The sequence below is a fragment of the Haloglycomyces albus DSM 45210 genome, from assembly GCF_000527155.1.
GTDB classification, from domain to species: domain Bacteria; phylum Actinomycetota; class Actinomycetes; order Mycobacteriales; family Micromonosporaceae; genus Haloglycomyces; species Haloglycomyces albus.
In genome coordinates, this window is record NZ_AZUQ01000001.1 from 1,618,030 (window position 1) to 1,632,707 (window position 14,678).

Consider the following 14,678-nt stretch of genomic DNA (forward strand, 5'->3'; position numbering starts at 1 on the left):
CCACTAAGAGCGCTGAAGTCTCCATTCGGGCCACCGCGGCGCAAAGCCGTGCGAGGCCCGAATCAATACAGTCGTGAACTACTTGCGCAGTTCCTTGACCGCCTCCGACAGACGCTTACCGAAGTCCGCGTCGGCCTTGGCGAAGTTGCCGATCGCACGCTCGGCGATGTCGTCGCGACTGACGCCGGCGATGTCGCCGGCCAGGTTCGTGATCAGACGGCTCTTCTCGTCCTCGCTCATCAGGCGGTACAGATTACCGGCCTGCACGAAGTCGTTGTCCTCCGCGTGGCTCGGAGTCTCCCATTCACCGGTCTGGCCGTTGACCTGAACCGGGCCCCACAGGCTGCTGTTCGTTTCGTCCGGTCCGCCGAAGGAGTTGGGTTCGTAGTTCTTCTGCCCTCCGTGGCGGCCGTCGTAGGCGTAGCCGTCCCGGTTGCCGTTGCGCGCCTCGGTGGCGTGCGGGCGGTTGACCGGCAGGTGATCGGCATTAACGCCCACGCGGTAACGGTGAGCGTCACCGTAGGCGAACAGACGGCCCTGCAACATCTTGTCGGGGCTGGGCCCGATTCCCGGAACCATGTGTGCGGGGGAGAAGATCGACTGCTCCACCTCGGCGAAGATGTTCTCCGGGTTGCGGTTCAGCTCCAGCTTCCCGATCTCGATCGGCGGGTAGTCCTCGTGCGGCCACACCTTGGTGAGGTCGAACGGGTTGAAGCGGTACTTGGCGGCGTCGGCGGCGGGCATGATCTGCACCTGCACCGTCCAGCTCGGGTACTCGCCGCGCTCGATGGCCTCACGCAGGTCCTGCTGGTGGCTGTCGGGGTTCTCCCCGGCCAACTTGTCGGCCTCGTCCTGAGTGAGGTTCTTAATGCCCTGATCGGTCTTGAAGTGGTACTTGACCCAGAACTGCTCACCGGCGTCGTTGACCCACTGGAAGGTGTGGGAGCCGTAACCGTTCATGTGGCGGTAGGAAGCCGGGATACCACGGTCACCGAACAACCAGGTCACCTGGTGAACGGACTCGGGAGAGAGGCTCCAGAAGTCCCATACGTTGTCGGCTTCCTGGCTACCGGTGTAGGGATCACGCTTCTGTGTGTGAATGAAGTCGGGGAACTTGATCGCGTCGCGAATGAAGAACACCGGAGTGTTGTTCCCGACCAGGTCGTAGTTGCCCTCTTCGGTGTAGAACTTCAGCGCGAAACCACGGGGGTCACGAACCGCGTCGGCGGCACCGAGGTTGCCGGCGACGGTCGAGAAACGCAGGAAGGTCTCGGTCTTCTTGCCCACCTCGGACAGGAACTTCGCCTTGGTGTACTTGGAGACGTCGGCGGTGACGGTGAAGGTTCCGTACGCTCCGGCGCCACGGGCGTGGACGACGCGCTCGGGAATGCGCTCGCGGTTGAAGTGCGCGAGCTTCTCCAGCAATACCTGGTCTTGGATGAGCAGGGGACCGCCGACACCGGCGGCTTCGCTCTGGTTGTTGTTCGATACCGGTGCCCCGGACTCTGTGGTGAGAGGTCCGGCGGTGTTGTCAAAGTTGTCAGCCATGAATTTCCGCTTCTTTCGTCGTCGCTATAGCCATGGAGGTTCAACGTGGGCGCACATTGCCACTCAAATAGTACTCACGTATCAATGCGACGGCCACTTCCTGTAGTCAGATCATGACTATGTGGCTGTCGCCGGTCGGCGATGCCATCCCTTTCATCACGTCTGCCGAAGTCAGGCACTGCGGTAAAGCCGTTGTGCGCGCCGCTTCAAACGGAGCGTTGCACTTTCGGCGGTCCGGATGGCCTAGCCGTCGCGTTTTCCCATGGCGGCCCGATTCATTACCATGGAATCAACCTCACATCGCGAACCTCATCGTGGCTCGGTCATGGGGTCGATTCCGGATCGTGAACCGAGTGGCTCATGTACTTGGATAATATCCTACCTTAGACGAATTCTAAACTGCAAGGTACCGTGTAGTGACGTAGTACGAATGTGCGTTGGGGTTCATTTACTGTTAGGATGTATATATTCCTCCAGGTAATGGACAATCAGTGCTCGAACGCCATGAGAATGAAAGATCGACGATGAGTAGTCTGGTAGAACGCCTGCGTGGCCGTAAGTGGCGCATGACGCCGCAGCGGCGCGTCATCGCGGAAACCCTCGACTGTGGAGAGCACGTCCATTACACGGCCGAGGACATTCTGAACCGCGCCAGTGTGCACATGCCTGAAATCTCCCGGGCCACCGTCTACAACACCCTCAACGACCTGGTGTCGTTGGGTGAGGTCTTGGAAGTCTCGGTTGACGGTCGCTCCAAGCGCTACGATCCGAACATTCATCACGATCACGAGCACCTCGTCTGTGACGCCTGCGGTGCGGTACGTGACGTCCACATAGACGGGGACGCGTTGTCGCTCTTGAGTCCTCAGGAAAGCCACGGCTTCCTGGTCACCGAAGCGAAGGTGACCTATCGCGGAATCTGCCCCGATTGCCAGGGCCGTTCCTAGCGGCCGAATTACGAAAACCGCGTTCACACTCCCGCTTCACCGATTAGCCTAAGTTCGCGACGGCTTATTGCGGACCAGGGTCGATTGTGGAGGGGGTTCTTGTGGAATCGTGGCTGGACACCATTAACAGCACCAATGACGATTTTTGGCTCTGGCTGCTCATTCCCGTTTTGGCCCTGGTATCGCTCATCTACATCGTACGCACTCGGGTCGTGCAGATTCGCCTGCTCCCGGCCATGTTCCGCACGATCGGCGAAGCACCGGCGACCGCCCCGGACGGTAAAAAGGCCACGTCCGCCTTCCAAGCCTTCGCCATCTCCTCAGCCGCTCGAATCGGCACCGGAAACGTCGTGGGCGTGTCCATAGCCATTGCGACGGGAGGCCCGGGCGCAATCCTGTGGATGTGGATCATGGGCGTCGTCGTCTCGGCGGCGGCCTTCGCCGAATCCACTCTCGCGCAGCTGTACAAGGTGCGCACCGATATCGGTTATCGCGGTGGCCCGGCCTATTACATGCTGCACGGACTGGGGCGCAAGTGGATGGGTGCGCTCTTCGCCGTGGTTTTGATATTGACCTATCCGCTCACGTTTAATACGGTACAGGCCAATACGGCGACCAATGCGCTGACGGACGCCTTCGCGGCGGCCGATCTCGACGTCGGTTCGGACGTCAACATTCTCATCGGGCTCGGCTTGGCCGCGCTGGTGGGATTGATCATCTTCGGTGGTCTACGGCGTATCGCGCACACCACGCAGTTGCTGATTCCGTTCATGGCACTGCTGTATCTGATCATCGGCACCGCGGTGGTGATCGTCAATCTGGACGCCGTCCCAGGGGTATTCCAGAATATTTTCGAGTCCGCCTTCGGGATACGGGCGATCGGCGGTGCGACGCTCGGGACGGTGTTCGTCATCGGAATCCAACGTGGAATGTTCTCCAATGAAGCCGGAATGGGTTCGGCTCCCAACGCGGGGGCGACCGCCTCGGTGTCTCACCCGGTCAAACAGGGCCTGACGCAGGCGTTCGGCGTCTACTTCGACACTCTTTTCGTCTGCACGATCTCGGCACTGATCGTGCTGACGGCCAATCCACAATACGGGGAGAACGTGGGCGCGCAGCTCATCACCGACGGAGTCACCTCCTCGTTGGGAGCCTGGGCGATCTATCCGCTGACTTTGATCCTCTTGCTGTTCACTTTCACGTCCAGTTTGGGGAATTATTACTACGGTGAGTCGAATACCGAGTTCCTGTCCCAGTCGCCGGTGGCTTTGAACCTGGTTCGATCCTTGGTCGTCTTCGCCGTCTTTTTCGGTTCGGTGGCCAGTCTGGATCTGGTGTGGAGTCTGGCCAACATTTCCATGGGAATCATGGCTCTGATCAATCTCATCGCGGTGGGTGCTCTGACCGGCGTGACGATTACCTTGCTGCGCGATTACGACCACAAGCGACGGCAGGGGATCGATCCGGTCTTCCGAAAAGACGACTACCCGGCGATGAGTGGCGTGCAAGTGTGGGACGACAACATGACCCAGGAACAGCCGCGTCGTTCCGACTCCACAGAGTAGGGTGACCCGATATGAAAAAAATTCCGGAATTGAGGGATCTGCCGATCTGGCGGGATCAACCTCCGTTCATCTGTTCGGACCGGCCTTTGGCTCGCTACATTGGTCTACCGGCCCGGAAATTCCTTCGCATTGAATCCGCCGGTGGGGTCGTTCTTCTCATTGCCACCGCCATTGCCTTGATTTGGGCCAACAGCCCTTGGGGTGGAACCTACACCGAGTTGTGGGAGACCGATCTCGGTTTCACGCTCGGCGGTTTCACCTTGGAAGAGACGCTGGCCCACTGGGTGAACGACGGACTGATGGCGTTGTTCTTCTTTGTCGTCGGGATGGAGATTAAATCCGAGATCGTCTCGGGAGAACTGCGGAGCCCGGCCAAGGCCATCACTCCGATCGCCGGTGCGGCGGGCGGTATGATCGTCCCGGCCGCCGTGTACGCGGCCTTCAACGCCTCCAACCCGGAGACCGCCCACGGTTGGGGAATCCCCATGGCCACCGACATCGCCTTCGCTTTGGGAGTCATCGCCTTCTTCGCCACCAAGATCCCGGCCCCGGCTCGGGTGTTCCTTTTGACCCTGGCGATCGTGGACGATTTGGGGGCCATCACGGTCATCGCGGTCTTTTACACCGAAAACGTGAGTCTCCCGTGGTTGACCGCCGCCGGAGTCGTGGTGGTGCTCCTGATCATCATGCGGATGATGCGGGTCTGGGCCATGCCGATCTACCTGATCCTGGGGCTCACTCTGTGGCTGTGCATGCTGGAATCAGGTGTCCACGCGACCATAGCGGGCGTGATCATGGGGCTGTTCATCAGCGCTAAACCACTTCTCGACCGTCATGTCGCCCGCGATTACGCTCAGCAGATCGCGGCCAAAGGGCCTGGCGACGGGCGGACCCGCCGCCTCATCATTCTGGCGCGCGAATCCGATCCACCGGCCGAACGGATTCAAGCCCGGCTGCACCCCTTCTCCTCGTTTGTGGTGCTGCCGCTGTTCGCTTTGGCGAATGCCGGTATTCCGCTGTCCGGAGACATCGTCAGCCACGCGGTCACCTCGCCGGTGACCTTGGGTATTCTTTTCGGTCTCGTGGTCGGTAAAACCGTCGGAGTCTTCGGTTTCAGCTGGTTGGCGATCACCTTGAAACTGGGCTCCAAACCGGACAACACCAGTTGGTCGATGATGCTCGGTCTCAGCATCGTGGCCGGTATCGGGTTCACCGTCGCGTTGTTCATCACCGAGCTGGCCTTCAGAGGCGGGGATTCGGAGCTCTTCACCGACGAAGCCAAGATCGGGGTGTTGGTCGGATCGATCGTGGCCGCGCTGCTCGGGGCTCTGGTACTGCACTTGAGCACACGGAACGCTCCGGTCACCGCTGCGGCGAACGAGGACAAGGAAAGCGGACCCGAGGTTCGCCACGTACGCGACATCATCGAGACCGCCCAGGCCGCCGAACGAACCGAAAGGACGGAGGCCGAGCGCGGACGATCGGTTTGGGACGAGAATGCGTTAGGCTAGGTCGGGTAGACAGCGACGTGGGCGGGCGAGACCCGCCCACGTCGCCGATGTTCATTCGGTTCATTTTTCCGAACACCCATACATGAAAGGGCGACGCAATTGGTCCCGCAGAATCTTATGGCGCAGCCCCCGGCGACCGAACTTCCCGACGACAGTGACGCCCGGGCACACCTCGACAATTCCAGTGCCGAAGACACGGCCCGCAACTATCCCTGGTTCTGTGCCGCCTGGGCGCGACTGGCGAAGGACGCCTTGGCCGAAGGGCGCGACGTGGAAGCCTACGCCTACGCCAGAACCGGCTACCACCGCGGCCTTGACCAGCTACGTGGTTCCGGATGGAAGGGCAACGGTCCAGTCTTGTGGTCCCACAAGCCCAACCGAGGCTTCCTCAAATCACTCCACCAGCTGTCTCGGGCCGCCGACGCCGTCGGCGAATCCGACGAGGCCGCCCGTTGCGCCCAGTTTCTCCGCGACTGCGACCCCGCAGCCGCCGACTTCGTGACCAGCTAGGACACGTAACCGGAACAAGAAAACGGCCGGCTGGGCTCAGGCTCAGCCGGCCGTTTTCGTCAGTCACACAATAACGGTCGTTGATTACAACCCCATGGAACGGGCGATCAGCATGCGCTGCACCTCATTGGTGCCCTCCCCGATCTCCAAGATCTTGCAGTCGCGCCAATGACGCGCCACCAGAGTCTCGTTCATGAAGCCGTAGCCACCGAAGATCTGAGTCGCGTCACGCGCATTGTCCACCGCGACGGTCGAAGCGTGCAGCTTCGCCATGGCCGCCTCTCCGGCGAACTCCGGCGAATCCATGTCGACGCCCGCCACATCGCGATACAGCAACCGAGCGGTCCGCGCGCGCATCTGCATATCGGCCAACATGAAGGAAATGGACTGATTGGCCCCGATCGGCTTCCCGAACGCCTCGCGGTCCTTGGCCTGCTGCAGCGCCTCGTCCACACATCCCTGCGCGATCCCCGCTGAAATGGCCGCGATCGCCAAACGGCCGCGCGCCAGAAGACCCAAGAACTGCGCGAAACCGCGCCCGCGCTCACCAATCAGGTTTTCCTTGGGTACGCGGCAATCGTCCAAGAACACCGGGCGGGTGTCCGACGTGTGCCAGCCGATCTTCGAATAAGCCGGACCCACCGTGAAGCCGGGGGTTCCCTTCGGAACGGCAATGGTCGACACCTCGTCGGGACCGGTCGTGGCCGTCACGATGATCAGATCGGTCATATCCGTACCGGCACTGGTGATGAAACACTTCGCGCCGTTGATGACCCACTCGTCGCCGTCCAACACCGCCTTGGTGTCGGTCTTACCGGCGTCGGTACCCCCACTGGGCTCGGTCAGCCCAAAGGCGCACAGGCCCTCACCCGATGCCAGACGAGGAAGCCAGCGCTTCTTCTGCTCCTCGGTGCCGAATAGCGCCAAACCCTCCGACCCCAGAGTCACCGACGCTTCCAGCGTCACCGCCACCCCGGAATCGACCTTCGCGATCTCCTCCAACGCCAGACAGAAGGTCAACATGTCCATGCCCGCGCCGCCGTACTCCTCCGGCAAGGTCACCCCGGGAACGCCGAGATCACCGAGCTTGCGGATCAGCTCGGCGGGAAATTCAGCACGCTCATAATAATCGCCGATAACCGGACGAATCTCGGAATCGACGAAATCCCGAACAGCGAACTGAAACTCCTTTTGTTCTTCGGTCAATGACATCGTTGTCTCCTTTAAACAGGCGTAATGGGGTGCCTACGGTTTCCAAAGCGACGTTCCTTGTGAGAAAGCCGCCGATAACGGTCGATCAGGTTCCGGCGCAGATCCTCGGCCTCGACAATGTCGTCGATGACCATCTCACCGGCCAGACGGCGCAGGTCGATATCGGTTTCATACTCGGACCTGCGATCGGCGATGAACTTCTCCCGCTCCTCGGGATCTTCAATCGCGGAAATCTTATTGGCGTAGACGGCGTTGACCGCCGCCTCCGCGCCCATGACGGCAATCTTCCCGGTCGGTAGCGCGATCGTGGCGTCGGTGCCGAAAGCCGGGCCCGACATGGCGTACAATCCCGCTCCGTACGACTTACGCACCACCACACAGATCTTCGGGACGGTGGCCTCGGCGATCGCGGCGATCATCTTCGCGCCGTGGCGGATAATGCCCGCCTTCTCCACTGCGGTACCGACCATGAACCCCGGAACGTCCGACAGGAACAACAACGGAACATTGAACGCGTCGCACGTATTGATGAAGCGAGCCGCCTTATCGGCCGAATCGGCGAACAGAACCCCACCACGAACCGCGGAATTAGACCCGACGATCCCGACCGGACGTCCGTCCAGACGAGCGAACATCGTAATGAGCTCCCCGGCCCACAACTTCTGAACCTCCAAGGTGGAATCCCGGTCGACCAGGCCGTCAATAAAGTCATGCATATCGAACGGAGTGGACTCGCCCGCCGGGACCGTGGACGCCAAATCCACCTCCTGCGGAGGACGGGCCGCCCGCATGGGAGCCTGCTCCTTCCAGTTGGACGGCAAATACGCCAACCAACGCCGCACCGAAGCGATCGCCTCGTCCTCATTGCGGCACAAGAAATGGCCCACACCCGAATCCTGACAATGCACCCGAGCGCCACCCATCTCATCCAAGGTGGTGCTCTCGCCGGTCACCATCTCCACCATGCGCGGCGAACCCAGATACATGGACGCGTTGCCGTCCACCATCGCGACAATGTCGCAGAACGCCGGGATATAAGCCCCACCGGCAGCGGACGGGCCGAACAGCGCACACGCCTGCGGAACCAGACCGGACGCCCGCACTTGCTCGTGGAAGATCCGGCCCGCGCCCCGGCGACCGGGAAAGAGCTGAACTTGGTCGGTAATACGAGCGCCGGCCGAATCAACCAGGTAAATAATCGGGCACAACTCCGTCTGAGCGGCCTCGATCGTGCGAATAATCTTCTCAACGGTCCGTGCGCCCCACGAACCGGCCTTAATGGTCGAATCATTGGCCACAACCCGGACACGACGCCCCTGGACGGTAGCCGAACCGACCACCACGCCGTCGGCGGGCAGCTTCGGATCGGGATTGGCCCAAATGGCGTCTTCTACAAAGGAATCGGTATCGGTGAGAAGTCGGATGCGCTCGCGGGCATGATACTTGCCTTTGGCGGCGGCCGCTTGGTGATACTTCTCCGCTCCGCCTGCGGCGATCTCTTTCCGCATCGATGTGTAGTCCACGTTGACCTCACTTGACCTATCCGTCTCGACCTGGCTCTATGTAGTGGCTCTGTAGAGATGATTGCCGTACCTTAACGATCGTTAAGGTCATGGTGTCAATTGTGACGGATGCTTCAAATATTGTCAACGCGGGGGTAACTAATCCATGGATTAGCAGGTAAATGAGGCGTTTGGGCTTCTTTTGGCGGGTTTATGGTGGTTTGCGTCACTGAAAAAGTGCGGAGGGCGACGTGATGTGCCCTCCGCGCCCGGGTCTCTAGCGGTAGTTGGTGAACTGGAGCGCGACGTCCAGGTCGGATTCCTTGAGCAAGGCGATGACGTCCTGCAGGTGGTCGCGTTTCTTGCCGGTGACGCGGAGCTTTTCGCCCTGGATTTGCGGCTTGACTCCCTTGGGGGCCTCTTCGCGGATGATCTTGGCGATCTTCTTGGCCTGGTCCTGCGGGATGCCCTGCTGAAAGGCAATGTCGATCTTGGTGACCTTACCCGATTGACGCGGGTCCTCCGCCTTCATGGTCTTGAGTGAGACGCCGCGTTTGACCAGCTTGTCTTTGACGACGTCCAAGGCGGCCTTGGCGCGGTCTTCGGTCTCAGCGCTGACGATCACGGCCTCGTCGGATTTCCGGTCGATCTCGGCACCCGTTCCACGGAAGTCAAATCGCGTGGCGAGCTCGCGCTGGGCTTGGTTGAGTGCGTTGTCCAGCTCATTCGAGTCGATTTCGGAGACGATGTCAAACGAGGAGTCAGCCATGGCTGCACGACCTTCCTATTAGTAAATTCAATACGACACCATGTTGTCATCCGTTCATTAAAGGAGGGAGACGCAGCCCCGGTCGACGTTAGGCAGGTCTGCCCGGGTCATCCTCCTTGGAGTCGCACAGTAGGGGACGTTCATTGTGAATGTGGTAGTCGCACAGCGTAAGACTGAAACAGTACCCTAAATATAGGAGAGTCTCCGTCTGGAAGAAGCCTTCTCGCAAGAAAAGACCTCACACATCATCGATTATGAGGTCCCGGTTTTTAGTTTTGCCGAAGAAGCTGAGGCGGTACTCCTTCGAATCCAGGACCTCCTCGCCGATGGAGAACTCACCAATTAGCTCTTGTTGAACATAGGCGGAAAATGAAGTGAGCGTTGTCGGTTTTACTTTCTGGATCTATTTCGGAGATGAACTCATTCTGGACGATCGGACGGGTTTGGCTAGGATATGTGTATATCGGGATGTCGTATGATCGCCATAGAGATTGGCCCCCAGGGTAATTGGCCACCCGGTTAGTTGATGCAAGACGTATCCCCTCCTATGACTAAGGAAAGCATCGGTCATGACGAAAAGCCGCGTTATTCTCAGTATGCTGTCACTGGCTTTGGTGGGAACGACAGGAGCTGCTTGGTATTTTGCTTCCCAGGCTCGAACCAGCGACCAGATCGCACAGGAATCGTCGGCGCCACGTGACAGTACCGTCGGTGTGCGGGTTGAGGAGGGTGAACTTGTCGACGTTGAGAGCTTGACCGGTCAATTGGAGCGCACCGAGGGGCGTGATGTGCTGGGGCCGGAATCGGTTGCGGGAACGTCGAAGGCGATTGTGACCGACATTCCGGTGGAGTCAGGTGATCAGGTCGATAATGGTGCGCTTCTTCTGGAAGTGTCGGGTCGTCCGGTGTTTGCTTTGGCTGGGGAGGTGGATGTCTATCGCGACTTTGTAGAAGGCGAGACATCCGGCGATGATGTGCGGCAATTGCAGACGGCGTTGTCTTGGATCTATGGAACTCCGGTTACAGGGAATTTCGATGCCCGCACGGCTGCTGATGTGCGGAAGTTTTATCAGTCCTCGGGTTATTCGGTTATGGAAGAATCCCAAGGGGATTCGGGATCACCTGAAGACGATCCCGGTGAGGTGGACGGCGATTCGGATGCTCATTCTACCCGTGTCACCATTCCAGCGTCGGAAATCGTGTTCCTGTCGTCAATGCCGATGTCGGTCTCGGAGGTTCATGCGGAGGTGAACGATCCGTCGGGTCAAAATCCGGCATTGAGTCTGGCGTCGGGCGAATGGCAGGCGGCGTTTGAGTTGACTCCGGAAGTCGCCAACGAGATTCGCGGACAAGGAAGCGACTGGACCTACGAACTGTCCGGTGGGGCCATCAAGGGCCAAGAGATTGAGGACTACACCCTGGAGGAACGCACGGTTCAAGGTGACAACGATATGGGCGAACCACGTGAACAGACAAAGGAATTCTTGATCGCTCCTATTGACTCCGATGACCTTGCTGAAGGCGCGGCACCTGGTTCACCACAGACGCTGGAAATAGTCAAGGCTCGCAGCGATGAAAATGCCTTGATCGTTCCCGTATCAGCATTGTGGACCACTGGTGACAAGAGTATGGTCACCGTCCTGGATGAGAACAATGAGGAGATTCGTCAAGTTCAGGTGGAAACCTCGTTGCGCAGCGGCGGACGAACGGTCATCGTGGTCGTCGACGGTACCCTTGAGGCTGGTGAGCGTGTAGCAGTCGCGCGCCGGGATGGGTCTCATGCATAAGCGGCGACATGAAGTCAAGCGTCGTTTTGGTGCGACTTTCCTGGGGATCGTTTCCGAAGCGGTGCAGTCGCTTCGTGGTCGTACGATCCGCACCTGGTTGACCGCTACCGGTATTGCCCTGGGGATTGCCGCTACTGTAGCGACGGTGGGACTATCGTCGACGGCGGCCAATGCGATCTCGGAGCGGTTTGACGAGACCGAGGCGACGACCTTGACGGCGTCCTTCACTGACGAAATGCTCGACAACGGATATGTTCCCGAAATTGCGTCTACCGAGCGGGTGCGGGACATTCACGGCGTTGAGCGGGCGGGCATGTACTGCGAATCGACCGATGAACGTTCGGCCTCCCGCTCGTCCGACGGTGGTTATTCCAGGAGATATAAGGTCTTTGGAGCCGAGCCGCAAACCCTCGACGCATATGGATTCTCGCTACTGCAGGGGACCACGTTCGACCAAGGGCACGTGGATCGCTCCGACAACGTTGCTCTCGTAGACAAGGTAGTGGCCAATGACCTCGGATTTTCGAGCCTCGAAGGTGGACCGATGGTCTACATCGACGGTGTGGAGCACGCCGTCATCGGAATATACGACGCGCCCGAAGGGGAAGCGAAATTCACCGGGGCGATAGTGGTGCCGCCGAGCGGGTGTATGAGTGCGGACAGTGATTTTTCGGCCCCCACGGTTTATGTTCGTACTGAACTCGGTGCGACCGATAAAGTCCTCGAGACCACACCGCTCGCCGTCTTGCCGGAAGCTCCCGAGAAACTGAAAATGTCCAAGCCAATGGACCTGGCAAACCTCCGGAAGGGAGTCGAGGTCGAGATGCAGGGCCTGTTGCTCGGGATGGCGGCGGTGTCCCTGGTGATCGGTGCGGTATCAGTGTCGAACACGTCGCTGGTGTCGGTGATGGAACGGCGGAGTGAGATCGGTCTGCGTCGAGCGGTGGGTGCGGCACGTCGGTCGGTAGCGGTCCAATTCGTGTGGGAGTCGATGATTGTGGGCTTGCTAGGCGGCCTGGTGGGTACCGTTCTGGGAGTCAATACCGTGGCTATCGTGGCGTTGGTGCGAGATTGGCAGATTGTGTTCGATGCGATGTTGTTCCTGGCAGGGCCGCTATTGGGTGCGGTCGTGGGAATTGTCGCGGGTGTATACCCTGCTTGGAGGGCGTCCCGTGTGGCACCAGCCGTCACACTGCGCGCGTAGGCGCCCTGTAAAATGCGACGAATACCCTCAAAGCAATCTAATCCACACATGATGTGGCTACCTCAAGCCGATCATGTAGTTGGCGGGATCCGCTCGAAATGCCGATTCGAGACGCGTGGTCAGTACGCCGGATCCAAAGTTTGCAGTGCAAACCTCGGACTGAATCAGGCATGTGATCCAAATCCAATTCCTTCTGCCCCTCTGTGCAACAAGCACGTGGAGACACGTTATAGTAGGGACAGCTCATTGAGCTTCGGCTGGTTACCCTAGCGGCCAAAGGGAGCGGTCTGTAAAACCGCCGGCTTACGCCTACGTTGGTTCGAATCCAACACCAGCCACCGAGTTTGAAAGGCGGTTGAATCGGGAAATTTCTCAGTTCAACCGCCTTTTTCTGTGCGATCTTCTCTCGCCCGTCAGTCAGGTGTGGCTCGCTGATCGAACGGCCGTAGACACGCGGAGTGGACGATCTCCTGTGTGGGTTTCGTGCCGGTCCCGTTGACTCCGTAGTGGGTCTCCGCGTCCTTCCCCAAGGGCTCAGGCCGCCTTGGGGTTCGGTCCATACCTGTTCGTGCCGGCCTCACTATCGAACAGCCAGAACACGATCAGAATGATCGTGCCGACGATCGGGATGAATCCGATGAACCACCACCACCCGGTCCTGCCGGTGTCGTGGAGGCGGCGAACCTGCACGGCGATGCTGGGGATGATGATCAGAACACCGTAGATCCAGGTGATGACACTCCAGAACCAGCCGTCAGTCTGTTGCGCCAACGTTGACAGGATGAGTCCGATGATCGCGTTGATCAGGATGAACCACCAAAGTTCCCGGCGCCGTGACCTCCCGCTGAATACCGCGTACTTCTTCCATGCTGTGAGATACCAGTTCATCGTCCACTCCTTCGAGATGAAGCGGGGCGGTTTCTCCCCTGTACGATGCATATCACCTGGGAGGCACGCAAGTATTCGTTATGAAGTATTTAAGACGCTGCGATAACGGTGATTCCAACTTGTAGTTCCGTCGTTGACATTTCTGTTGGTGTATCAGTCCAGGTTGAGTGGGTTCCCGTTCCTTCGGAGAGCGTATTTTACCGCAAACGGGATTTATGCAGGTCGGCCGCAGTCAAATGTGACAGGGTCGAGGTCGTTCGATGCCTTCTTACGAAGATCGGTAGCTAAACGGCAAACCCGTCGAAACCTCTCCACCGGCATGAGCGCTGGGGACCTGGAAACCCGTGAGTACAGGCGCTCGTCCGCAATCCTGTTATTCGGTTGTCCTGCGGCCGATTCAACTTTGCGTGTGGATCGCACGAGCCGGATACGGCTCGTGCGTGCCGTCATGGTCGACGCGATAGAGACCGTACTCGTCCCCTCGGTTTCGCACCTCGCTCAGTTCTTCATTCGTGAATCGGGCGAGCGCGCCGTCGTCCAGCGCCCACCCGGGCGGCAGTTCGCCTTCACGGATCGCGGTCTCGTAGTTTTCCTGGCGTCCGTTTTCGGTGTTGAAGTGCGGACAGAAGCTTCCCTTGAGGAATCCGAGTCCGTCGGGAAGAGAGCGTAGTGACCCGAAGGAGTCGGTGGAGCAGCCTTCGAACCACGTGTTCGCTCCTGCGCTGATGCCGCACAGCACGGTTCCACGTTCGTAGGCTTCGCGGACATAGCGATCGACGTTATGCAGGCGCCAAATGGCGAGGAGGTTGGCGGTGTTGCCGCCCCCGAGGTACAGGATGTCCTGGTCCAGGATGGTGCTGCGTAGGTCGTCGCTGCGGTCGAACAGGGACAGGTGGCTGGGGGTGCATTCGAAGCGTTCCATGGCGGTGTAGAAGCGTTCGATATAGCTCAGTGCGTCGCCGCTGGCGGTGCCCACGAAGCACACTTTCGGATTCTTGCTATCGGAATGGTGAAAGACGTACTGGTCGAACAGGTCATCGTCGTCGATGCTGAATCCGCCGCCGAGGGTGATGATGGTGCGGGTCGGGGTGCTCATGTGACTGTCTTTCCGGGGTCGAGGTCGGGGACGACGTGAGAATACCAGGGGACATTGGTTTCAGCGAATCGATTTCGTTTTAGCGTGCGGGCATGGTGCGTACTGCGCCTTGCGATGTGTTGTAGACCTTGAGAACGGT

At 59.4% G+C, this 14,678-nt stretch carries 12 protein-coding genes and 1 tRNA gene; 7 read left to right on the forward strand and 6 right to left on the reverse strand.

Annotated elements, in window-relative coordinates; translation table 11 throughout:
- Positions 1–78: 78 nt before the first annotated feature.
- The gene (locus HALAL_RS0107610) at positions 79–1,548 is read right to left on the reverse strand and encodes a catalase (RefSeq protein WP_025273429.1); all 1,470 of its coding nucleotides are present in this window, start codon (positions 1,546–1,548) and stop codon (positions 79–81) included.
- Between the two features lie 524 nt (positions 1,549–2,072).
- Here HALAL_RS0107610 and HALAL_RS0107615 point away from each other — a divergent pair.
- From HALAL_RS0107615 to HALAL_RS0107630, 4 genes are all read left to right on the forward strand, one after another.
- Positions 2,073–2,495, forward strand: coding sequence for a Fur family transcriptional regulator (locus tag HALAL_RS0107615; RefSeq protein ID WP_025273430.1), 423 nt, complete (start codon positions 2,073–2,075; stop codon positions 2,493–2,495).
- 101 nt (positions 2,496–2,596) lie between these two features.
- Positions 2,597–4,060, forward strand: coding sequence for an alanine/glycine:cation symporter family protein (locus tag HALAL_RS0107620; protein WP_025273431.1), 1,464 nt, complete (start codon positions 2,597–2,599; stop codon positions 4,058–4,060).
- A gap of 11 nt (positions 4,061–4,071) precedes the next feature.
- Complete coding sequence (nhaA, locus tag HALAL_RS0107625) at positions 4,072–5,571, forward strand: Na+/H+ antiporter NhaA (protein WP_051462826.1); 1,500 nt, start codon at positions 4,072–4,074, stop codon at positions 5,569–5,571.
- 117 nt (positions 5,572–5,688) lie between these two features.
- The gene (locus tag HALAL_RS0107630; protein WP_029767562.1) at positions 5,689–6,081 is read left to right on the forward strand and encodes a DUF3151 domain-containing protein; all 393 of its coding nucleotides are present in this window, start codon (positions 5,689–5,691) and stop codon (positions 6,079–6,081) included.
- 84 nt (positions 6,082–6,165) lie between these two features.
- On the opposite strand, the gene HALAL_RS0107635 is transcribed toward HALAL_RS0107630, so the two are convergent.
- The 3 genes from HALAL_RS0107635 to HALAL_RS0107645 all read right to left on the reverse strand — a co-directional run bounded on the left by HALAL_RS0107635 (position 6,166) and on the right by HALAL_RS0107645 (position 9,564).
- Positions 6,166–7,293 carry an acyl-CoA dehydrogenase family protein gene (locus HALAL_RS0107635; protein WP_025273434.1) on the reverse strand — a complete coding sequence of 376 codons (1,128 nt, stop codon included), beginning with the start codon at positions 7,291–7,293 and terminating at the stop codon, positions 6,166–6,168.
- Between the two features lie 11 nt (positions 7,294–7,304).
- Complete coding sequence (locus tag HALAL_RS0107640) at positions 7,305–8,801, reverse strand: carboxyl transferase domain-containing protein (protein ID WP_025273435.1); 1,497 nt, start codon at positions 8,799–8,801, stop codon at positions 7,305–7,307.
- A gap of 271 nt (positions 8,802–9,072) precedes the next feature.
- Positions 9,073–9,564 carry a YajQ family cyclic di-GMP-binding protein gene (locus tag HALAL_RS0107645; RefSeq protein ID WP_025273436.1) on the reverse strand — a complete coding sequence of 164 codons (492 nt, stop codon included), beginning with the start codon at positions 9,562–9,564 and terminating at the stop codon, positions 9,073–9,075.
- Between the two features lie 764 nt (positions 9,565–10,328).
- Between HALAL_RS0107645 and HALAL_RS0107650 the strand changes: the two genes are divergently transcribed.
- The 3 genes from HALAL_RS0107650 to HALAL_RS0107660 all read left to right on the forward strand — a co-directional run bounded on the left by HALAL_RS0107650 (position 10,329) and on the right by HALAL_RS0107660 (position 12,893).
- Positions 10,329–11,351 carry a peptidoglycan-binding domain-containing protein gene (locus tag HALAL_RS0107650; protein WP_169732419.1) on the forward strand — a complete coding sequence of 341 codons (1,023 nt, stop codon included), beginning with the start codon at positions 10,329–10,331 and terminating at the stop codon, positions 11,349–11,351.
- Positions 11,344–12,555, forward strand: a complete 1,212-nt coding sequence (locus HALAL_RS0107655) for an ABC transporter permease (RefSeq protein ID WP_169732420.1) — start codon at positions 11,344–11,346, stop codon at positions 12,553–12,555. The genes HALAL_RS0107650 and HALAL_RS0107655 overlap by 8 nt, the downstream gene beginning before the upstream one ends.
- 255 nt (positions 12,556–12,810) lie before the next feature.
- A tRNA-Tyr gene (locus tag HALAL_RS0107660) sits at positions 12,811–12,893 on the forward strand.
- Positions 12,894–13,089: 196 nt separating this feature from the next.
- Here the strand turns inward: HALAL_RS0107660 and HALAL_RS0107665 are convergent.
- Both HALAL_RS0107665 and HALAL_RS0107670 read right to left on the reverse strand, forming a co-directional pair.
- A complete protein-coding gene (locus HALAL_RS0107665) occupies positions 13,090–13,443 on the reverse strand; it encodes a DUF805 domain-containing protein (protein ID WP_025273439.1) in 354 nt (117 codons plus the stop codon).
- 397 nt (positions 13,444–13,840) lie between these two features.
- Positions 13,841–14,539 carry a Type 1 glutamine amidotransferase-like domain-containing protein gene (locus HALAL_RS0107670; protein WP_025273440.1) on the reverse strand — a complete coding sequence of 233 codons (699 nt, stop codon included), beginning with the start codon at positions 14,537–14,539 and terminating at the stop codon, positions 13,841–13,843.
- Positions 14,540–14,678: the final 139 nt, after the last annotated feature.

Coding starts and splice junctions, on each gene's coding strand:
- HALAL_RS0107610 (WP_025273429.1), bottom strand. CDS start 1,548: ATGGCTGACAACTTTGACAACACCGCCGGACCTCTCACCACAGAGTCC.
- HALAL_RS0107615 (WP_025273430.1), top strand. CDS start 2,073: ATGAGTAGTCTGGTAGAACGCCTGCGTGGCCGTAAGTGGCGCATGACG.
- nhaA (WP_051462826.1), top strand. CDS start 4,072: ATGAAAAAAATTCCGGAATTGAGGGATCTGCCGATCTGGCGGGATCAA.
- HALAL_RS0107630 (WP_029767562.1), top strand. CDS start 5,689: ATGGCGCAGCCCCCGGCGACCGAACTTCCCGACGACAGTGACGCCCGG.
- HALAL_RS0107635 (WP_025273434.1), bottom strand. CDS start 7,293: ATGTCATTGACCGAAGAACAAAAGGAGTTTCAGTTCGCTGTTCGGGAT.
- HALAL_RS0107640 (WP_025273435.1), bottom strand. CDS start 8,801: ATGCGGAAAGAGATCGCCGCAGGCGGAGCGGAGAAGTATCACCAAGCG.
- HALAL_RS0107645 (WP_025273436.1), bottom strand. CDS start 9,564: ATGGCTGACTCCTCGTTTGACATCGTCTCCGAAATCGACTCGAATGAG.
- HALAL_RS0107655 (WP_169732420.1), top strand. CDS start 11,344: ATGCATAAGCGGCGACATGAAGTCAAGCGTCGTTTTGGTGCGACTTTC.
- HALAL_RS0107665 (WP_025273439.1), bottom strand. CDS start 13,443: ATGAACTGGTATCTCACAGCATGGAAGAAGTACGCGGTATTCAGCGGG.
- HALAL_RS0107670 (WP_025273440.1), bottom strand. CDS start 14,539: ATGAGCACCCCGACCCGCACCATCATCACCCTCGGCGGCGGATTCAGC.